The following is a 20,611-nucleotide window of genomic DNA, read 5'->3' on the forward strand; positions in this document are numbered from 1 at the left end:
AGCCGACCCGGCCCAGCCGTCGTGCCTTCGAGATTTGGAGATCAGCGTGAGCACTCAGCCGTCTGCCGTGGAGAACACACCCCGCACCCCGTTGGGGGCCTGGCGGAAACTGCGGGAGGGCAACGCCCGGTTCATCTCGGGTGACACCCTGCACCCCCACCAGGACGCCCAGCGCCGCAAGGAACTCGCGCAGTCCCAGAAGCCGTTCGCGGTGATCTTCGGGTGCTCCGACTCCCGCCTGGCCGCGGAGATCATCTTCGATCTCGGGCTCGGCGACGCCTTCGTGATCCGCACCGCGGGCCAGGTGATCGACAACGCCGTCCTGGGCACGCTCGAGTACGCGATCGAGGTCCTCGGCACGCCGCTGATCATGGTGCTCGGCCACGACTCGTGCGGCGCCGTGACCGCGACCAAGGCCTCCGTGGAATCCGGGGAACTGCCCCGCGGTTTCCAGCGGGACCTCGTGGAGCGCATCACGCCGTCGGTGCTCGAGGCCCGGAGGCAGGGCCACACGGACCTACAGGACATGGTCGTGGAGCACACCAAGCAGACCGCGGCGCGCATGCTCGACCAGTCCGCGGCGATCTCCGGCGCGGTCTCCCGGGGCGAAGCCGCCGTGGTCGGCGTGTTCTACCATCTCTCGGACGGCCAGGCGGACCTCGTCTACAGCAACGACCCGGCGTTCCGGGACGCGTGAGTCCCACTCCCGGATCTCACCTCCCATGCCCTGCTGAATGACGACGACGCCGCGCGCTCCCGTGCACACGGCGTCGTCGCCCTCCGCACCGCGGTAGTACGGCGACCGCGACGGCTGACGACGGGGCCGTGGGCCTAAACTGTGGGCCATGGCAGAAAACACCGAGTACCGCATCGAACACGACACCATGGGTGAGGTCCGCGTTCCCAAGAACGCGCTCTACCGAGCCCAGACCCAGCGCGCCGTGGAGAACTTCCCGATCTCCGGCACCACCCTGGAACGCGAGCACATCAAGGCGCTCGCGCAGGTGAAGAAGGCCGCCGCCACGGCCAACGAGGAACTGGGTGTCCTCGACGCCCAGCGCGCCCAGGCCATCCGCGACGCCGGGGACGCCGTGGCCTCTGGCCAGTACGACGAGCACTTCCCGATCGACGTCTTCCAGACCGGCTCGGGGACCTCCTCCAACATGAACACCAACGAGGTGCTCGCGACCCTGGCCACGCGCTCCCTCGAGTCCGAGGGCGTGGAGGTCCACCCCAACGACCACGTCAACGCATCCCAGTCCTCCAACGACGTGTTCCCCACCTCGGTGCACGTGGCCGTGACCAACGCGCTGATCAACGACCTCAAGCCGGCCATGGACGTGCTCGCGATCTCCCTGGAGAAGAAGGCCTCGGAGTTCAAGGACGTCGTGAAGTCCGGGCGCACGCACCTCATGGACGCGACCCCCGTGACCCTGGGTCAGGAGTTCGGCGGCTGGGCCGCCCAGGTGCGCTACGGCATCGAGCGCATCGACGCGTCCCTGCCGCGCGTGGCCGAGGTGCCGCTGGGCGGCACGGCCGTGGGTACCGGGATCAACACCCCGGACGGCTTCTCCGCGCGTGTGATCGAGCTGCTCTCCGAGGAGACCGGCCTGCCCCTCACGGAGGCCCGCAACCACTTCGAGGCGCAGGCCAACCGCGACGGGCTGGTGGAGGCCTCAGGACAGCTGCGCAACATCGCGTACTCGTACATGAAGATCATGAACGACATCCGCTGGATGGGTTCCGGGCCGAACACGGGCCTGGGCGAGCTGCACATCCCCGACCTGCAGCCGGGATCCTCAATCATGCCGGGCAAGGTCAACCCCGTGATCTGCGAAGCAACCATCCAGGTGGCCGCCCAGGTGATCGGCAACGACACCACCGTGGCGCTGTCCTCCACCAACGGCGCGTTCGAGCTGAACGTGGGCATCCCTGTGATGGCCGCGAACCTGCTCGAGTCCATCCGTCTGCTCGCCAACTCCTCCCGCGTGGCCGCGGAGAAGATGGTGGACGGACTGCAGGCCAACGAGGATCGCTGCCGCTTCCTGGCCGAGGCCTCCCCCTCGATCGTGACCCCGCTGAACAAGGCCATCGGCTACGAAGCCGCCGCGAAGATCGCCAAGCACGCCGTGGCCAACAAGGTCACCGTGCGCGAGGCCACCATCGAGCTCGGCTACGTGGACGGCGAGAAGCTCACCGAGGAGCAGCTGGACAAGGCCCTGGACGTCACCACGATGACCGGCAAGCACTGATCCGCTCGTCCCGTATGGCACTCACCGGCCCCCGGTGAGCGCCCCGGGAAACAGGGGCGTGCTCGCGTCACCCCGTCAACGGCAGAACTCGGCCACCCGTTCACCGGGTGGCCGAGTTCTTCGTCGCGGCGGGGACCTCCTGACCGCCGAGCGGTCGGGGAGGTCCTACGGAAGGTCACGCCTTCCGGGGTGAGGAGGCCGCGCACCGGGAGACCCCGGTGGCGCCGGCCACGGCGCAGGAACGCTGCGCCCGTGCCACGGTTCGAGCACCCACACCCGGGTGTTCCCCCACCGCCCCGCTGATGCGCGACAGAGCCCGAGGCGCTCCCGCGTTCCCGCGGCCGCTCAGATGCACGTGGAACTGCGGCGCCGTGGTCCCCGCATGGGACACGGTGGGCTCACGATCGGACGGGGTGGGTGTGCGAATGCTCACGGGCTCCATCATGTCACGTGCGGGGCGATCGCGCGGCGGCGCGGGACCGAGCGGCCGCGGGGCCCTCGTGGGACGCCGCACGCACCGGTGTTCCGTTGCCCACAGATCTCTTTGACCGCAAGGACCCGGGGCTACCCTGGATGGCAGAGACATTCGTGATGCCAGCCCGGGTGCTCCCGCGGCGGGCCGTTCCCCCGAGGAGACAGTGTGAAACTTGCAGAGCAGATCGTCCAGCAGCTAGTGGAAGCAGGTGTGGAACGGATCTACGGCGTGGTGGGCGATAGCCTGAACCCCATCGTGGACGCCGTGCGCCGCACCGGCGGCTCCGCCAAGGGCGGGATCGACTGGGTGCACGTGCGCCATGAGGAGGCCGGTGCGTTCGCAGCGAGCGCCGAGGCTCAGCTGACCGGCAAGCTCGCCGTGTGCGCGGGCTCGTGCGGGCCGGGCAACCTGCACCTGATCAACGGGCTCTACGACGCCAACCGCTCCGGTGCGCCCGTGCTGGCGATCGCCTCCCACATCCCCTCGCAGTACATCGGCTCCGAGTACTTCCAGGAGACCCACCCGGACCGGATCTTCACCGAGTGCTCCGTGTACTCGGAGCTGGTGAGCACCCCGCAGCAGTGCCCCGCCGTGGTGAGCTCCGCGATCCAGTTCGCCGTCACCAGCCCGGGCGTCTCCGTGGTCACCTTGCCGGGCGATCTCGCGGACTCGGACGCCGCCGTGGAAGCCCGCCCGTTCGCCGTGCCGGCACCCAGCGCCGTGGTCCCCTCAGACGAGACGGTCGAGCGCATGGCACAGGCCCTGAACTCGGCCAAGAGGGTCGCGATCTTCGCGGGCATCGGCGTGGCTGGCGCCCACGACGAGGTGATTGCCCTCGCAGACACCTTGAAGGCGCCCGTGGGCCACTCGCTGCGCGGCAAGGACCAGATCCAGTACGACAACCCGTTCGACGTGGGCATGACCGGGCTGCTGGGCTACGGCGCCGCGGCGGAGGGGCTGCACGACGCGGACGTGATGGTCATGCTCGGCACGGACTTCCCGTACGACCAGTTCCTCCCGGACGTCACCACCATCCAGGTGGACACCGATCCCACCGTGATCGGGCGCCGGACCGGCGTGGACATCCCCGTGCACGGTGACGTGAAATCCACGATCCTCAAGCTGCTGCCCGAGCTCACGGTCAAGTCCGACCGCTCGTTCCTGGACAAGACCCTGGCCAAGCACGACAAGCTCATGAACAAGGCCGTGGGTGCGTACACCCGCAAGGTCGAGAAGATCACGCCTATCCACCCCGAGTACGCCGCGTCCATCCTGGACCAGGTGGCCGCCGAGGACGCCGTGTTCACCGCGGACACCGGTATGTGCAACGTGTGGAGCGCCCGCTACATCAACCCGCTCGGCACTCGTCGCATCCTGGGCTCCTACCTGCACGGGTCCATGGCCAACGCCCTGCCGCAGGCGATCGGCGCGCAGCTGGCCGATCCGGGACGCCAGGTCATCTCGATGTCGGGCGACGGCGGGCTCTCCATGCTCATGGGCGAGCTGCTGACGCTGGCGACCTACAACCTGCCCGTGACCGTGGTGGTGTTCAACAACTCCACGCTGGGCATGGTCAAGCTGGAGATGCTCGTGGACGGGCTACCGGACTTCGGCGTGGACGTACCCCAGGCGAACTACGCGCAGATCGCAACCGCCATGGGCATGCAGGGCATCCGGGTGGAGAAGCCCAAGGACCTCGAGTCCGCGTTCACCACCGCACTCGCCCACCAGGGCCCGTCCGTGGTGGAGGTCATCACCGACCCCAACGCCCTGTCCATCCCCCCGGAGATCAAGAAGGACCAGGTCTTCGGCTTCGCCACAGCGATGTCCCGCATCGTGCTCAACCGCGGCGTCGGTGAGGCCGTCTCCATGGCCCGCTCCAACCTGCGCAACATCCCGCGCGGCTGACCGGCGCGGCAGTCCCGCGCAACTGACCCACGCTCCGGGTCGGAGGCCTGACCCGCTCTTCGGCCCGGGCGACGACGCCGCTCGGCCCGTGCGTCCCGAAGGCCCCGGGGACCCCTGGTTACCCGGGGCCTTCGCCATATCCGGGTCGTGAACCAGCGGGGTGGTGTGAATCACACGCGACGGATATGCTCACATTTGAGAGTGAAGCACTTCACTTTTGTGCCCCTTTTCTCCCACGGATCGTCCGGCACGTGCCTGCCGGGAAAGAGGATCGCCATGTCGAGCGTGCAGTACGAACACGTCACCTGTCATTACCCGGGCGCCGAACGCCCCTCCGTCAGCGATCTCAGTCTGAAAATCGCCGACGGGGAGTTCCTGGTCCTCGTGGGACCCTCGGGTTGCGGCAAGTCCACAACCCTGCGCATGCTCGCGGGCCTCGAGGACGTCAGTGACGGCGCCATCCGAATCGGGGGTGAGGACGTCACCCACGTGGCCTCCCGCGACCGGGACATCGCCATGGTGTTCCAGAACTACGCGCTCTACCCGCACATGAGCGTGCGGGACAACATGGGATTCGCCCTGAAGATTGCCAAGGTTCCCGAGTCCGAGCGCAATCAGCGCATCGAGGAGGCGGCCAGGATCCTGGACCTCACCGACTACCTGGAGCGCAAACCCAAGGCCCTGTCCGGTGGCCAGCGGCAACGCGTGGCCATGGGCCGTGCGATCGTACGCTCGCCCCAGGTGTTCCTGATGGACGAGCCGCTGTCCAACCTGGACGCCAAGCTGCGTGTCCAGACCCGCACCCAGATCGCGTCCCTGACCCGCCGGCTGGGCGTGACCACGGTGTACGTGACCCACGACCAGACCGAGGCCATGACCATGGGTGACCGGGTCGCGGTGCTCAAGGACGGCCGCCTCATGCAGGTCGACACCCCGCGGGAACTCTACGACCGCCCGGCCAACGAGTTCGTCGCCGGGTTCATCGGCTCGCCCGCCATGAACCTGTTCCGCACCACCGTGAGCCCCCAGCACACCGTGGAACTCGGAACGCTGTCCTGGCAGTTGAGTCCGGCCGCGCGGGAGGCGCTCACGGGTCCCGAGGTCACCGTGGGGGTGCGCCCCGAGGACCTCGTGATCTCCTCCAAGGGTCACGGACTGGCCGTGGTCGCGGACGTCGTCGAGGAGCTCGGCGCGGACGCGTACGTATACGGTCACCTGGACCAGCGCACCGCCCAGCACGTGACCCCCGTGGCCACGTCCCACGGCGAGGACGAGGACACCGTTCCCAACACCGGCCTGAACACCGAGGCGGATGCGAGCCCACTCGTGATCCGCGTAGACGGTCGGCAGCCACCGCGCGTGGAGACCACCGTGTGGGTGGCCCCCGATCCCGAGCGCGCCCACCTGTTCGACACCACCACGGGCCTGCGACTGCCCGACTGATCCCACGCCGCGGGCTCCGCTCAGCCGTCGGTGCCCGGACCCCTTCCGAACCGACGAGGAGAACGACACCGTGAGCGACACCTCCTTCCAGATCCCCACCGAGATGCGCGTGAGCGTCCTGAGCGCCCCGGGCGAGATCCACGTGGAGCACCGACCCGTCCCGCGCCCCGGACCGCACGACGTGCTGGTACGGATCGCGTCCGTGGGCGTGTGCGGATCGGACACCCACTACTTCGAGCACGGGCGGATCGGTAGCTTCGTGGTCGAGCAACCGCTCGTGCTGGGCCACGAACCGTCCGGCACGGTGGTGGCCGTGGGTTCCGAGGTCACGGATCGCCACCCGGGCCAGCGCGTGTCCTTGGAACCCGGCGTCCCCTCGGCCTTCTCCCCCGAGACGCTGGGCGGGCATTACAACCTGGATCCCGCGGTGCGCTTCTTCGCGACTCCCCCCGTGGACGGTGTGTTCAGCGAGTACGCCGTCCACCCGGCGGCCTTCGCGCACCCCGTCCCGGATTCCGTGTCCGACGACGCCGCCGCCCTCCTGGAGCCGCTGTCCGTGGCCGTGAGCGCGGTGCGCGCCGCGAACGTGACGCTGGGCGACCGCGTCCTGGTCAGCGGCGCGGGCCCCGTGGGTCTGCTCGTGGCACGGTGTGCCCGGCTGGCCGGGGCCGTGGCCGTGGTGGTCACCGACACTCGGGAGGACCGGTTGCGGGTCGCGGAGGCCTACGGCGCCACCGACACCTTCGCGGTCGCGTCCGCTCCCCCGGACTCGGACCCGTTCCCCGGTTCCGGGTACACCGCCCTGGTGGATGCGAGCGGCGCGGAGGCCGCGATCCTCGCGGGCATGCGCCGCGTGGCCCCACGCGGCAGGATCGTGCTCGTGGGCATGGGCTCGGACACCCTGTCCGTTCCCGTTCCGCTCCTACAGGAACGGGAACTACAGCTCACGGGCATCTTCCGCTACGCCAACACGTGGCCCACCGCGATCGCCCTGGCGGCCTCCGGGGACGTGAACCTGGACGCCCTCGTGACCTCCCGGCACACATTGGACGAGGTCCCCGCGGCCTTGACCGCGGGGACCTCTCCGGGGGCCCTCAAGGCGATCGTCACGCCCTGAGCCCGAGCGCCCCGTCGGCTACTTGATGGCGCCCATCGACAGACCGCGAACCAGCTGCTTCTGGGCGATCCACCCGGCCACCACCACGGGCAGGGACGCCAGCACGCTCGCGGCGGAGAGCCGGGCGAGGTAGAGGCCCTCGCTCGTCATGGTGGACACGAGCATGATGGGTGCGGTCGCGGCCTCGGCGGCGGTGAGGTTCAGCGCGAAGAAGAACTCGTTCCACGCGAAGATCACGCAGATCAGCGCGGTCGAGGCGATGCCCGGGGTGACCATGGGGATCAGGATCGAGCGCATGGTGGTCATCAGGGAAGCACCGTCCATCTGGGCGGCCTCGAGGACCTCGCGCGGGACCTCCTGGAAGAACGAGCGCATCATCCACACCGCCAACGGGAGGTTCATGGCGGTGTAGAGGAACACGAGCGTCCACACGTTGTCGAGCACCTTGAGCTTGCCCGCGACCACGTAGATGGGCATGATCACGGCCACCACCGGCAGCATCTTGGTGGAGATGAAGAAGAACAGCACGTCCCGGGTCTTCTCCACGGGGCGGATGCTCACCGCGTAGGCCGCGGGAACGGCCAACAGGATCACCAGCAGCGTGGAGACCACGGTCGCCACCGCGGAGTTCCAGAAGTACCCGCCCGCTCCGGCCTCGAAGACCGCCTTGTACTGGTCCAGCGTGGGATCGAAGAAGAACGTGGGAGGGTCGGACGCGGCGTCGGCCTCCTGCTTGAAGGACGTCAGGACGAGCCACAGGACGGGCATGAAGAACCCGATGGCGACGAGCCATGTGAACAGGGTCAGGGCTGCGGAGCCCGCCCCGGAGGAGTTCCGGCGGGAACGGCGCGGCGCGCGGGACGGCGCGGTGGTCTGGGCGGCGGCGGGGATCCCGGCCGGGGACGCTGCGGTGCTGGTGCTCATCAGTTCTGCTCCGTGCTCATGAAGCCCTTGAAGATCAGACGCAGGGCGAAGTTGGCGATGATGATGGTGGCGATGACCACGACCACACCCATGGCCGCCGCCTGGCCGATGTCGAAGCCCAGGAACGCGCGCTGGTAGATGTAGTAGGGCAGGTTCGCGCTGCTCGTGCCCGGACCACCGGCGGTCATGAGGTAGATCTGGTCGAACGTGTTGACCACGTAGATCGCGCCCAGCAGGACGGACAGTTCGATGTAGCGGCGCAGGTGCGGCAGAGTGATGTGCACGAACGTCTGCCACCGGGTGGCGCCGTCCATCTGGGCGGCTTCCAGGACGTCACGGGGCTGGGACTGCAGGCCCGCCAGGATGAGGAGCATCATGAACGGCGTCCATTGCCACACGAGCGCGATCAGGATGGACAGCACCGGGTAGGCCGAGGTCCAGTCGATCGCCGGGATGCCCACGAGCCCCAGCAGCCAGTTCACCAGCCCGAACGTGGGGTTGAACATGGACACGCCCCACAGGGTCGCGGAGGCCACCGGCATGATCAGGAACGGGGTGATCAACAGGGTCCGTACGATGCCCCGACCCCGGAACTTCCGGTCCAGGAGCAGGGCGAAGACGGTGCCCAGCACCATGGCGGCCAGGACGCAGCCCAGGGTGTAGATCACCGAGTTCAGCGCCACCTGGCGGAAGGTGCTGTCCGTGAAGATCGCCGCGTAGTTGGCCAGGCCCACGAACACGTCCGAGGCGGGGTTCAGCAGGTTCCACGAGCGCAGCGAATACCAGATGGTGATCAGGAACGGGATCTGGGTCGCGATGATCGTGAAGATTAGGGCGGGCAGCAGCGGGAGCCTGCGGGACCACGCGTCGTGACGACGGCGCTCGTCACCGGTGGCCGGCGAACGGCCGGCACCGTGCGGGCCGGCCAGGGCGCGCACGCGGGTGGAGGTCGAGGAGGACGACATGGTCACTGCCCTTCTTCACGCTGGTAGGTACGGGCCACTTGCTGCGCGTACTCCTGGGACTGCTGCAGGGCCTCGTCCACCGAGGTGCTCCCCGCGATCGCGGCCGACATCTGCTGTCCCACCCGGGTTCCCAGGTCCTGGAACTCGGGGATGGACACGAACTGCAGTCCCTCGTACGGGACGGGGTGCGTCATGGAGGTCTTCTGGGACGCCCCGTCCATGGCGCGTAGGGTCGGTTGGGCGTAGGCCTGGGAAATCTTGCGGTACTCGGGGATCTCGTACGTGGAGTAGCGCGAGCCCGGGGGAACCCGTTCCCACCCGAACCGTTCACCCACGGTCTTGATGTAGGGACTGCCGCATGGATAGGTGACATCTGATCTGGCTTGCCCACCGGGCGGCCTGGAAGGATGTGCACCATGCCCGCTCCCTATCCCCAGGAGTTCCGCGACGATGTCGTGCGGGTGGCCCGGACTCGTGAGAACGGCGTCACCATCGCGCAGATCGCGAAGGACTTCGGCGTCCACGAGATGACGCTCCACAAGTGGATCCGCCAAGCTGACATCGACGACGGCAGCCGCCCCGGCCGGAGCCGTGAGGAGTCGACGGAACTGCGCGATGCGAGGAAGCGGATCCGCCTGCTCGAGCAGGAGAACGAGGTCCTCCGCCGCGCAGCCGCCTATCTCTCCCAGGCGAATCTGCCGGGAAAAGGCTCTACCCGCTCGTGAGCGAGCTCGCCGACGATGGAATCCCCGTCGCGGTGTCCTTGCGGGTCCTGAAGCTCTCGCGCCAGCCCTACTACCGCTGGCGCAAACAGCAGGTCACCGAGGCCGAGCTCACCGAGGCCTACCGCGCCAACGCCCTGCTCGACGCCCACCGCGACGACCCTGCGTTCGGCTACCGATTCCTCGCAGATGAAGCCGCCATCGCTGGCGAGGTGATGAGCCAACGAACAGCGTGGAAGATCTGTCGTGACAACCAGTGGTGGTCAGCCTTCGGCAAGAAGCGCGGCAAGAACGGTAAGCGCCCCGGACCGCCGGTCCACGACGACCTGGTCCGGCGCGACTTTACTGCGGATGACGTCAACGAGCTCTGGCTCACCGACATCACTGAGCACTGGACCGACGAGGGCAAGCTCTACCTCTGCGCCATCAAGGACGCGTTCTCCGGTCGCATCGTCGGCTACTCCATAGACTCCCGGATGAAGGCTCGTCTCGCGGTGAACGCCCTGGACAGCGCAGTATCTCGGCGTGGAGACGCGGCCGGCTGCATAGTGCATTCGGACCGCGGATCCCAGTTCAGATCACGAAAATACGTCCACGCATTGAACGGTCACCACCTCATCGGATCGATGGGCCAGGTCGGTGCCGCCGGCGACAACGCCGCTATGGAATCCTTCTTCGCCCTGCTCCAGAAGAACGTCCTGGACCGAGGCCGCTGGAGGACCCGAGAAGAACTCCGAATCGCGATCGTCACCTGGATCGAACGGACCTATCATCGACGCCGCCGACAGGCTCGCCTGGGCCGATTGACCCCCATCGAATACGAGACCATCATGAACCCAGCCGTGAGCCTTGCGGCCTAACACCCCGACTGTCACCTAAACGTGCATCAGTCCCGTACTCCTTGTCGGTCACCCAACTCACGAAGTCCCATGCGGCGTCCTTGTGCTCGGACGTGGTGGGGATCGCGAGCGACCAGCTATACAACCACCCCGCGGCTTCCGTGTTCATCACGGGCGCGGGTGCGTACCCGTTCTTGTGGGCCACGGTGGAGGACGCCGGGTCCTCGATCGCCGAGACCATGGCGGTCGCGTCGTACCACATGGCCGCGTTGCCCTGGCTGTAGCGGGTGATGCAGTCCCCGTACCCGGACGTCGCGGCACCGGGTTGACCGTGCGTGCGCACGAGGTCCACGTACTCGGTGACCGCTTCCTTGGTCTCGGGGGACGTGAGGGTGGGGTTCCAGTTCTCGTCGAACCAACCACCGCCGTAGGTGTTCATGACCGTGCTCAGCGGTGCCATGACCTCACCCCAGCCGGCCAGACCGCGCAAGCAGATCCCCGAGACACCGTTCGCCGGATCGTCCAGCTTGGCAGCGAGTTCGGCGACCTGGGGCCACGTGGGCTTCTCGGGCATGGTCACCCCGGCCTTCTCGAAGAGTTCCTTGTTGTAGACCAGGAACGAGGACTCGCCGTAGAACGGGACCGAGTACATGTCCCCGTCCTTGCTCAGGGCGGTGCGGATGGAGCCGATGAAGTCCTTGTCGTCGTAGCCCTCGGTGCGGTCGATGTAGGGCTGGAGGTCCTCGATCCACCCGTTCTCGGCCCAGATGGGGGTTTCGTAGTTGGAGATCATCACCACGTCGAACTCACCGCCGCCCGTGGCCACGGACGCGGTGATCTTGGCCCGCGCCTCGTTCTCTGGAAGGGACACGAATTTCACGTCCACCCCGGGGTGCTCCTTGCGGAACTCGTCCTGCAGCTGCATGGCGTCCTGCATCTGGGGGTTGGACACGATCGCCACGACGATCTGGTCCGTGGTGTCGTCCGCGGCGGCGGCACATCCCGTGAGCGTGAAGCCCGTGAGCACCGCGACGGCGGCCGCGGGCCACCACGCCGAACAGCGCGTCCCATGCCGCCCTCGCCGGGGCGGATGGCCGGAGGCGCAGGGTGGGTCCGTGAATCGTCGACTCATGATCTTCCTTGTCCTCGGGGCACGTGATGCGCGGGAGGAATCACTGGTCGAGCCCCAGAATCTCATCTGAGATCACCGCATTCCTCAAGTGTGATGTGATGCTAGTCATATAGACTCAGATGAGCAAGGCCCTCGGGCACGAATGATGACCCCGGATGCGGTGAGATATGCCAACCACGGCCCCCTGGCCCCCCACTGACCCGGGCCAGCGCCAGCGTCTGCTCGCGCACCTGGCCCACGAGTACTTCGTGGAGGGCACGTCCAAGATCGCGCTCGGCAAGAAGTCCGGGCTCTCTCGCTTCCAGGTGGCCGCGCTGCTGCAGGAGGCACAGGACACGGGGATCGTCCGGATCGAGATCGCGGTCCCGCTCGAGAACTCGGACGAGGGCCTTGCGCGCGCCGCGGGGCTGCAACGCCTCGTCACGGTGGGTTCCGCGCAGTGGCCCGCGGACCGGGAGGCGCTGGCCAAGGCCGTGGCCCGGGAGATCACGCGCGTGCTGCATGACGACGACGTCCTGGGGATCTCGTGGTCCCGCACCCTGCAGCTCGTGGTCCATGACCTACCCGCGCTGCCGCACAACGACGTCATCCAACTCGCGGGAGCCCTCAGCACCGACGACCGCGCGGCGGAGTCGCCACGGCTGCTCGCGTCCCTGCACTGTCGCTCGGTCTGGCCGCTATGGGCACCGCTCGTGGTGGAACAGGCCGATTCGCTCAAGAAGTCCCGCGAGATTGAACTGACGCTACGGCGCGCAGATTCCCTCGACGTCGCCGTGCTGGCCGTGGGCGGGTGGACGCCCGACACCTCCACGGTGTGGCCCCGGATCGCGGACGACGTCGCTCGCGCCGCCCAGCGCGCGGGCGCCGTCGCCGAGGTCTCCGGGCACCTGCTGGACGCCGAGGGCCACGAACTGGACACCCCCGTGAGCGGGATGATCGTCGCCGCGAGCGTGGCGCAGCTGCGCACCGCCCGCCGCAAGGTGGCCGTGGCCTCGGGTGCGGAACGCGCACCCGCGGTGCTGGCAGCCGTCCGGGGCGGTCTCGTGGACCACCTCGTGTGCGACGCCGCCCTGCGCGACGCCCTCGAGGGCCTACTCCCCCGTGCCAATCCGGCCAATGGCGAGTGACACCCGGCCGCACCCATACCCAGCCCGTTCCCACGGAAAGGACCCCATGACCACGGTCGTTGGCATCGATTCCTCCACGCAGTCCTGCAAGGTCGTGGTGGTGGACGAGCGCACCGGGCGGACACTCGCCCAGGCGAGTGCCCCGCACCCGGACGGGACCAGCGTGGACCCCGCGGCATGGTTGGCCGCGCTGCGCACCGCCTGGCGGGACGCCGGGGTCCCGGATCGCGGTGACGTGGTGGGCGTGGCGGTGGCCGGTCAACAGCACGGCATGGTCGCCGTGGACCGCCACGGTGAGCCCGTCCACGATGCGCTGCTGTGGAACGACGTCCGTAGCGCAGCCCAGGCCGCGCGCATGCTCGCCGAGCACGGGACCGAGTGGTGGATGGAGCGCGTGGACATGGCGCCCGTCCCCTCCATGACGCTGTCCAAGCTCGCGTGGTTGCGGGAGAACGACCCCGGGGCCGCCTCACGGGTGGAGCGCGTCATGCTCCCCCACGACTGGTTGACCCTGCAGCTGTGCGGTGAGTTCGTCACCGATCGCTCGGACGCCTCCGGCACGGGGTACTTCGACGCCGCGCACGACCAGTACCGCCCCGAACTGCTCCAGGAGTACTTCGGGGCCGTTCCCCAGCTGCCCCGCGTCCTGGCGGCGGGCGAGGCCGCGGGAACGCTGGGTGAGGAGTGGGGCTGCGGCAGCGGCGTCGTCGTGGGCCCCGGCGCCGGGGACAACGCCGCGGCCGCGCTGGGACTGGGCCTGGGCGAGGGCGAGGTCACGATCTCCGTGGGGACCTCGGGCACGGTGTTCGCGTGCAGTGCCGAACCTCCACGGGACCCGAGCGGGGTGACGGCGGGCTTCGCGGATGCCACGGGCCGGTTCCTCCCGCTGCTGTGCACGATCAACGCCGCGCGCGTCATGACCTCCACGGCGGAGCTGCTGGGCGTGGGGCTCGACGAGTTCACGCGCCTGGCCACGTCCGGCGCGTCGGACGCCGGCGGCCTCACATTGCTGCCGTATTTCGGCGGCGAGCGCACGCCCAACCTGCCCAAGGCCACCGGTCGGCTGGACGGGATGACGCGCGCGTCCCTCACGCGGGAGAACCTCGCGCGCGCCGCCGTGCTGTCCGTGGCCAATTCACTCGCGGACTGCCTGAGCGTGCTGCGCGGGCTGGACGTCGCGGTCGAGCGGGTCCTGCTGATCGGTGGGGGCGCCAAGTCCGAGGCGCTGTGCAGCGTCCTGCCGGACACCCTCGGGATGCCGGTGGACGTGCCGGACACGGGCGAGTACGTGGCGCTGGGTGCCGCGCGGCAAGCAGCGTGGGTCGCTACCGGGTCCTTCCCGGAGTGGGAGCGTTCGGTGGGGCGGCGGTTGCACCCCTCCTTGGACACCGGTGCGCAGCGGTTCCGGCAGCGGTACGGGGACGCTCGCGCGAACCTCGAGACCGAGCTCGCGGCGGACCCCACGGAGCAGCGGCCGGAACCGACGGACTGAGACGGCGGGCCGGCACTCCCGCAGCGCCGACACCCCGGCGCACCCCCATGTGCCCTGGCGCGATGCCGGTACCGGGGCCGACCCGTGAGGCCGTACCGGTCTCGCACGTCCTCCGGCTACCGCGCGAACCGGGCGACGGCGTCCTCGATCGTCGCGCGCGCCCCGCGCTCGTGGAAGCTGCGCAGCGCCTCGAGGTAGGGCCGGGTGAATTCCTCGTGGTCCGCGAGATCCCCGAACAGGTCCGTGTCCCGCACGAACGCGAGCTCGTCCTCGGACTGCCGGGCCGCGGCCGCCATGACACGTTCCTTCCGACCGTCCACCACGGTGATGGGTGCTCCGTGCTCGTCCGTGCCCTCCGCGTAGCGCGCCCAGGAGGCCACGATCGTGGCACCGAGCTCGACCGGGCGACCGTGGGCCAGGTTGTCCTTGATCACCGGGACCAGCCACTTGGGGATCCGGTCGGAGGATTCCGCGCACAACCTCGCGAGGGTGTCCCGCACGTGCGGATTGGCGAAGCGCTCGATCAGCTGGTGCTTGTAGGCGTCCAGGTCCACACCGTCCACCGGTCGCAGCGTGGGAGTGGCCTCACGGTTCATGTACGCGAGCAGGTAGGAGACGAACGTGGGGTCCTGGCACACCTCGTGCGCGTACTCGTACCCGGCCAGGAATCCGGGGTAACACAGGGCCTGGTGACTCACATTGAGCAGGCGCAGCTTCATGAGTTCGTACGGCTCCACGTCCGGGACCACCTGCACGCCGACCTCCTCGAACGCGGGGCGCCCGTCGGTGAACGCGTCCTCGAGCGCCCACTGGGCGAACGGTTCCGCGACCACGGGCCACGCGTCCCGGACCCCGAACCGTTCGGCGACCATGAGGCGGTCCGCGTCCGTGGTCACGGGCGTGATCCGGTCCACCATGGAATTGGGGAACGGCACCTCCTGCTCGATCCACTCCGCGAGTTCGGGATCACGCAATCGGGCGTAGGCCGTGAACTGGCGGCGGGCCATGTCCCCGTTGCCCTGGATGTTGTCGCAGGACATGACGGTGAACGGGCGGGTACCCGCGGCGCGCCGTCGGACCAGTGCTTCGACCACGAGTCCGAAGACCGTGGCCGGGGGTTCGGCCTCTCCACCCTGCGTGGCGACCCGTGCCTGCTCGAGGTCGTGGGCCACCGCCGGGTTCTGGGCGTCGAACTCACCCGTGGCCTGGCTGAAGTTGTACCCGCCCTCGGTGATGGTCAGCGAGACGATGCGCGTGGCGGGATCGGTGAGCCGCGCCATGGCCTGCTCGGCCTCGGCCGGCGCGAACACGTAGTCCACGATGGATCCGATGACCCGCGGTTCCAGGGTCCCGTCCGGGTGCTTGAGCACGAGCGTGTAGAGGTGATCCTGCTCCGCCATGACCTGCTTCATCGCGGCGTCCCCGGGGAGCACACCCATGCCGCAGATGCCCCAGTCCAGGTCCTTGCCCTCGTTCATGAGGCGGTCCACGTACATGGCCTGGTGCGCGCGATGGAAGCCCCCCACGCCGAAATGCACGATCCCGACCGAGACCTGGGAACGGTCGTAGCCGGGGACCGGGATGTCCAGCTCACCCAGCACGGCCTGGGAAAGTGTCACGGCGTCCTGGGCGGATGTGTCCTGCTGCATGGCTGCTCCCATCAGAGACCCGGGAGTGGCTGATGTGACCCACCCCACGTGCCCAAAATATCAGATGAGAACCATCTCGTGCTCATCAGAGCACCTCCGAGCGGAGTGTGCAGCCTCAGCGTTCGAATTCCGTGCGGCCCGTGAACGCCAGCGCGGCTCGCAGGCGCTCCGCCTGGTGCTCGGGCATCGGGGGCAGGTCGTCGAGTGAGTACCACCCCACCTGGAGGGACTCGTCGTCCGCCACCCGCGCCTCGCCGGAGACGTAACTGCACAGGAACGTGTGGTCCAGGAACTGGCAGCGGTCCCCGTTGGGGAATTCGACGACGTCCCCGGCCTTGACCCGCACGAGGTCGTCCACCGTGACCTCCACGCCGGTCTCCTCGAGGCACTCGCGGCGCGCGGCGACCCCGGGGTCCTCCCCCGGTTCCACGATCCCGGTGATCAGACCCCAGTTCCCGTTGTCGGAGCGCTGCCCGAGCAGCACCCGGCCCTCGTGCAGGACCACGGCGGTGCACCCGGGCACCCACAACAGGTCGTGATCGATCTTGCGGCGCAGGTGGGCGATGAACTCGGGAACGGGCACGGGTGTCTCCTCCTGGGTGGGTACGACTGCGCGGGCGGCGTTCACAGGAACGCCACGACACCCAAGCTTCCCACGATCATGAACGGCCCCAGGGGGATGCGACTGCTCGCCCGGGCGCGGCGCAGGATCAGCAGTACGGCGCAGAACAGCCCGGCCAGCACGAACGTGGCCGCGAGCGCGAGCACCGTATGGGTCACGGACGAGAATCCCGTGAGCAGCCCCAGGACCCCCGCGAGCCGCACGTCCCCCATTCCCATGCCGGCGGGGTTGATCAACCGCAGGGCCAGGAAGAGTCCTTTCATGATGAGCAGACCCCACAGCATCCACCACAGGCGCACGGTGTCGTGGGCGAGGACGGCGGAGGCGCCCAACAGGAGGGCGGTCACGGGATACAGCGGGCGCACCACCCGCCCCGGCAGGCGGTGGTATCGGATGTCGGTGGCGGCGAGCCACACTCCTGTGCATGCGAGCACCATGACGGCCAGGGCGCATGCCACCGCGGCCAGCTGTGCGCCGACCGTGGCTTCCTGCAGGTGCGCCCCCACGAACCCGCCGATGCCCGTAGTGTCGGGCTGAAGCATGAACTCATCCTAGGCACCCCGCTGTGGTGCGGGTCACGGATTGCGAGCAGTGTGGATAACGGGTTCGTAGACTGGGCCCATGATCGCTCCCTGGCAGAACAGGTCCGCCCGATCGACCGTGTCCGAGGAGTCCTTCGCCGCGCTGTGCCGGTCCTCCCCGTGGCGCTGGGACACGGTGCGGTTCACGCTGTACTGGGTGAGCGAGGATCCGGACAGCGCCGCCCGCCCCGTGCGCGTGTGGCTGCGCCGGCCCTCCGATGTGCGCGTGGAGACACTGCAGGGCGACGTGCTGTACGCGAGTACGTCCCTCGAACGCTCCCGGGACGACTTCTACGTCACGGACACGTCCCGCTCCTGGTTGCTGCCTCCCGCGCTCGTCTCACCGGTCTACGACGACGACGGCCTCGTGGTCCGCCGCCCCGAGGCCGCCTACGGGGACCCGATCTTCGGGGGCGGGCGCTGGCAGGCGATCCTGGACCCCGTGGAATGCGTGGGCCCCGCGCCCACCCCGCCCTACCTCCCGGAGCAGCGCCCCTCGCAGTTGTCCTCCGTGGTGGCCGGGGCCTTCGCCAAACGCCGGGTGTGGTGCGCGACCGTGGAGCCCACCGTGCGCTACCGGCCCGTGACCGCGAACCACCCGCTCGCCCCGGGTCCCACGCGGATCGCGGTGGACACCGCGACCGGCGTCTGCGTCTACTCCCACGTGCTGCGCGGACCGTACGCGGGTGAGGGCCACCGACTCGTGATCGAGGCGGTGGACGAATACCAACTGGACGACCTGTTCACGCAACAGGACTTCAACCTCACGGACGTCTCCCGTCACGTGCCGTGGCCCGTGCTCCCAGCCTGAGCCGCCGCCCGCGATCCGCACCGGGCGGATTCCCCAGGGGCCGCGTTTCTCGGGTGTCCAGGGCGCGCAGCCCGTTCGGACCTGACGACGACGCCGCGGGCTCGGGACGACCAGGCCGGGCGGGGGACGACGCCGCCCTCCCGGCCCGGCGTCGTCGGGTCACACGTCCTGGCGCTCGAGCAGGTCGGTCACGAGGGCCGCGATGGGTGAACGCTCGGAGCGCGTGAGGCTCACGTGCCCGAACAACCGCTGACCCTTGAGCGCCTCGACCACGGCCATGATGCCGTCGTGACGTCCCACCCGCAGGTTGTCCCGCTGGGCAACGTCGTGGGTGAGCACCACCTTGGAGTTCTGCCCGATCCGGGACAGGGCGGTGAGCAACACGTTGCGTTCGAGCGACTGCGCCTCGTCCACGATGACCCACGCGTCGTGCAGGGACCGCCCGCGGATGTGGGTCAGGGGCAGCACCTCGAGCATCCCGCGCGCCACGACGTCGTCCACGACCGCGGGTGAGACCACGGAGGACAGCGTGTCGAAGACCGCCTGACCCCACGGGTTCATCTTCTCCTCCTCGGTGCCGGGGAGGTAGCCCAGGTCCTGGCCACCCACCGCGTAGAGCGGGCGGAACACCATGATCCGGCGGTGCTCCCGGCGTTCCAGAACGGCCTCGAGACCGGCGCACAGCGCGAGCGCGGACTTGCCCGTTCCCGCGCGACCGCCCAGCGAGACGATGCCCACGGCGGGGTCGGTCAGCAGGTCGATGGCCAACCGCTGTTCGGCCGAGCGTCCCTGCACCCCGAACACGTCCCGGTCCGCGGCGACCAGGCGCGCCTGCCCGTCCGGTTCGGTCCGGGCGAGAGCGCTGCCCGCGGACGAGCGCAGGACCAGACCCGTGTTCACGGGAAGCTCCCGGGCGCCCGGCGCTTCCGTGCGGCCCTCGGCGTAGAGGACGGAGACGACGTCGTCCGCGACGTCCAGATGGGCCACGCCCGTGTAGGCGTCGTCACCACCGATCCACTCACCGCGGTACTCCTCCGCGGCGAGTCCCAGGGCGGAGGCCTTGAGCCGCATGGGCAGGTCCTTGGACACCACACACACGTCGTGGCCCTCGCCGGAGAGGTTCGCGGCCACGCTGAGGATGCGTGAATCGTTGTCCCGCAGCCGGAAACTCTGGGGCAGCACCGTGTCCGCGACGTGGTTGAGCTCCACCTGCAGGCACCCGCCGTCCGCGAGGTCCACGGGCCGGTCCAGGCCGCCGTGGGTCACGCGGAGGTCGTCCAGCAACCGCAGCGCCTTGCGCGCGAAGTACCCCAGTTCCGGGTCGTGACGCTTGGCCTCGAGCTCGGTGATCACCACCACGGGCAGCACCACGCGGTGCTCGGCGAAGCGGAACACAGCGCGCGGGTCCGAGAGCAGCACGGACGTGTCGATCACGTACGTGCGCACACCGGCCGCGGAGCCGTCCTCCTCGAGCGCGCCGGATCGGACGGGGGTTACGGGGGTGTCGATGCTCATGGGGCCCTTTCCCTGCGAAGTCCTTGGCCGGTGTGTCCGGCACCTCTCACGCTAGGGAGGCCGATCAAGGGTGGCGCGCCCCACCGGTGAACGGCGCGTGAACATCCGCCACGGGCCCGTGAGCGGGACCGGTAGGGCCCGCTCAGCCCCCGAATCGGCGCTGACGGCGCGCGTAATCGCGCAGGGCCCGCAGGAAGTCGACCCGGCGGAAGTCCGGCCACAGCGCTTCGCAGAAGTAGAACTCGCTGTATGCGGACTGCCACATCAAGAAGCCCGAGAGGCGTTGTTCGCCGGAGGTGCGGATCAGCAGGTCGGGATCGGGTTGCCCGCGCGTGTAGAGGTGTGCGGAGATGTCCTCCACGCTGAGCTCCTGCGCCATTTGCGCGAGCGACGCACCGCGGGCGTCGGCATCGGTGAGCACCTCGCGTACCGCGTCCACGATCTCCTGCCGCCCCCCGTACCCCACGGCGATGTTCAGGTGGGGGCCGGGATTGTCCACCGTGCGCTGTGCACTGTTCAGCAGTTGCTCCTGGAGCTTCTCCGGGAGGGTTCCCAGGGCACCCACGGGCTGGATCCGGCAGATCCCTTCTTCCTGCAGCTCGCACATGAGGTTGGTGATGATCTCCAGCAGGGCCGTGAGTTCCTCGCGCGGACGGTTGAGGTTCTCGGTGGAGAGGATGTAAAGGGTGACCACCTGGATGTTCAGCTCGTGGCACCAGCGCAGGAACTCCACGATCTTGCGCGCGCCCGCCCGGTGGCCCTCCTCCGTGGTGGCCCCGAACTGGCGCGCCCACCGGCGGTTGCCGTCCACGAGCACACCCACGTGATGCGGCAACTCGTCCGCGGTGAGGGTGCGCGCCAAGCGGTGTTCGTAGAAGGAATACATGACACGGGGAAGTTTCACAGCGTCATTCCTCCCCTGAGTCGGCCCGGTCCACACGGATTCACACCCCTAAACTACCTGTAGGGCAGACCCAATCCAGTAGCACCCCCGAGCTCCGTGTCCGCGGGGCACCCATGAGAGGCAGTGGTGTCCA

General features: G+C 68.9%; 18 protein-coding genes. 9 read left to right on the plus strand and 9 right to left on the minus strand.

The window, feature by feature from the left end; translation table 11 throughout:
• Window positions 1-46: 46 nt before the first annotated feature.
• The 5 genes from HBK84_RS09285 to HBK84_RS09305 all read left to right on the plus strand — a co-directional run bounded on the left by HBK84_RS09285 (window position 47) and on the right by HBK84_RS09305 (window position 7,195).
• Window positions 47-697 (plus strand): carbonic anhydrase, encoded by a 651-nt coding sequence (locus HBK84_RS09285; RefSeq protein WP_206069145.1) that lies wholly within the window; start codon window positions 47-49, stop codon window positions 695-697.
• 148 nt (window positions 698-845) lie between these two features.
• Window positions 846-2,252 carry a class II fumarate hydratase gene (locus HBK84_RS09290; RefSeq protein ID WP_167318737.1) on the plus strand — a complete coding sequence of 469 codons (1,407 nt, stop codon included), beginning with the start codon at window positions 846-848 and terminating at the stop codon, window positions 2,250-2,252.
• 640 nt (window positions 2,253-2,892) lie between these two features.
• The gene (locus tag HBK84_RS09295) at window positions 2,893-4,635 is read left to right on the plus strand and encodes a pyruvate dehydrogenase (RefSeq protein ID WP_167318738.1); all 1,743 of its coding nucleotides are present in this window, start codon (window positions 2,893-2,895) and stop codon (window positions 4,633-4,635) included.
• Window positions 4,636-4,911: 276 nt separating this feature from the next.
• Complete coding sequence (locus HBK84_RS09300; RefSeq protein ID WP_167318739.1) at window positions 4,912-6,078, plus strand: ABC transporter ATP-binding protein; 1,167 nt, start codon at window positions 4,912-4,914, stop codon at window positions 6,076-6,078.
• Window positions 6,079-6,148: 70 nt separating this feature from the next.
• A complete protein-coding gene (locus HBK84_RS09305) occupies window positions 6,149-7,195 on the plus strand; it encodes an NAD(P)-dependent alcohol dehydrogenase (RefSeq protein WP_338121586.1) in 1,047 nt (348 codons plus the stop codon).
• An 18-nt stretch (window positions 7,196-7,213) separates the two neighbouring features.
• Here HBK84_RS09305 and HBK84_RS09310 read toward each other — a convergent pair whose 3' ends face one another.
• The 3 genes from HBK84_RS09310 to HBK84_RS09320 are packed head-to-tail and all read right to left on the minus strand — an operon-like array spanning window position 7,214 to window position 9,419.
• The gene (locus HBK84_RS09310; RefSeq protein ID WP_167318740.1) at window positions 7,214-8,119 is read right to left on the minus strand and encodes a carbohydrate ABC transporter permease; all 906 of its coding nucleotides are present in this window, start codon (window positions 8,117-8,119) and stop codon (window positions 7,214-7,216) included.
• Complete coding sequence (locus HBK84_RS09315) at window positions 8,119-9,084, minus strand: carbohydrate ABC transporter permease (protein ID WP_167319188.1); 966 nt, start codon at window positions 9,082-9,084, stop codon at window positions 8,119-8,121. Before HBK84_RS09315 ends, HBK84_RS09310 begins: the two co-directional genes overlap by 1 nt.
• A 2-nt stretch (window positions 9,085-9,086) precedes the next feature.
• On the minus strand, window positions 9,087-9,419 hold the full coding sequence (locus HBK84_RS09320; RefSeq protein WP_240918932.1) for a hypothetical protein: 333 nt from the start codon (window positions 9,417-9,419) through the stop codon (window positions 9,087-9,089).
• 81 nt (window positions 9,420-9,500) lie between these two features.
• Between HBK84_RS09320 and HBK84_RS09325 the strand changes: the two genes are divergently transcribed.
• A protein-coding gene (locus tag HBK84_RS09325; protein ID WP_240918877.1) for an IS3 family transposase occupies window positions 9,501-10,666 on the plus strand; the annotation gives its coding sequence in 2 pieces (ribosomal slippage) (window positions 9,501-9,785 and window positions 9,788-10,666; 1,164 coding nt in all).
• Here the strand turns inward: HBK84_RS09325 and HBK84_RS09330 are convergent.
• Window positions 10,635-11,777, minus strand: a complete 1,143-nt coding sequence (locus HBK84_RS09330; RefSeq protein ID WP_167318741.1) for a sugar ABC transporter substrate-binding protein — start codon at window positions 11,775-11,777, stop codon at window positions 10,635-10,637. The two genes, HBK84_RS09325 and HBK84_RS09330, sit on opposite strands and share 32 nt — an antisense overlap.
• A 167-nt stretch (window positions 11,778-11,944) precedes the next feature.
• Between HBK84_RS09330 and HBK84_RS09335 the strand changes: the two genes are divergently transcribed.
• Window positions 11,945-12,904, plus strand: coding sequence for a sugar-binding transcriptional regulator (locus tag HBK84_RS09335; protein ID WP_167318742.1), 960 nt, complete (start codon window positions 11,945-11,947; stop codon window positions 12,902-12,904).
• Window positions 12,905-12,950: 46 nt separating this feature from the next.
• Window positions 12,951-14,396 carry a xylulokinase gene (gene xylB / locus HBK84_RS09340; RefSeq protein WP_167318743.1) on the plus strand — a complete coding sequence of 482 codons (1,446 nt, stop codon included), beginning with the start codon at window positions 12,951-12,953 and terminating at the stop codon, window positions 14,394-14,396.
• A 116-nt stretch (window positions 14,397-14,512) separates the two neighbouring features.
• Here the strand turns inward: xylB and HBK84_RS09345 are convergent, their stop codons facing one another.
• The 3 genes from HBK84_RS09345 to HBK84_RS09355 all read right to left on the minus strand — a co-directional run bounded on the left by HBK84_RS09345 (window position 14,513) and on the right by HBK84_RS09355 (window position 17,209).
• A complete protein-coding gene (locus HBK84_RS09345; protein ID WP_167318744.1) occupies window positions 14,513-16,045 on the minus strand; it encodes a mannitol dehydrogenase family protein in 1,533 nt (510 codons plus the stop codon).
• A 115-nt stretch (window positions 16,046-16,160) separates the two neighbouring features.
• Complete coding sequence (locus tag HBK84_RS09350; RefSeq protein ID WP_167318745.1) at window positions 16,161-16,628, minus strand: NUDIX domain-containing protein; 468 nt, start codon at window positions 16,626-16,628, stop codon at window positions 16,161-16,163.
• A gap of 41 nt (window positions 16,629-16,669) precedes the next feature.
• Window positions 16,670-17,209 (minus strand): A24 family peptidase, encoded by a 540-nt coding sequence (locus HBK84_RS09355; protein WP_085106976.1) that lies wholly within the window; start codon window positions 17,207-17,209, stop codon window positions 16,670-16,672.
• 79 nt (window positions 17,210-17,288) lie between these two features.
• On the opposite strand from HBK84_RS09355, the gene HBK84_RS09360 reads away from it, so the two are divergent.
• Complete coding sequence (locus HBK84_RS09360) at window positions 17,289-18,059, plus strand: hypothetical protein (RefSeq protein WP_167318746.1); 771 nt, start codon at window positions 17,289-17,291, stop codon at window positions 18,057-18,059.
• 159 nt (window positions 18,060-18,218) lie between these two features.
• On the opposite strand, the gene HBK84_RS09365 is transcribed toward HBK84_RS09360, so the two are convergent.
• Both HBK84_RS09365 and HBK84_RS09370 read right to left on the minus strand, forming a co-directional pair.
• Complete coding sequence (locus tag HBK84_RS09365; protein ID WP_240918934.1) at window positions 18,219-19,574, minus strand: PhoH family protein; 1,356 nt, start codon at window positions 19,572-19,574, stop codon at window positions 18,219-18,221.
• Between the two features lie 142 nt (window positions 19,575-19,716).
• On the minus strand, window positions 19,717-20,478 hold the full coding sequence (locus HBK84_RS09370) for an isoprenyl transferase (protein WP_085106979.1): 762 nt from the start codon (window positions 20,476-20,478) through the stop codon (window positions 19,717-19,719).
• Window positions 20,479-20,611: the final 133 nt, after the last annotated feature.

The organism is Kocuria sp. KD4 (assembly GCF_011769905.1).
GTDB lineage: Bacteria > Actinomycetota > Actinomycetes > Actinomycetales > Micrococcaceae > Kocuria > Kocuria marina.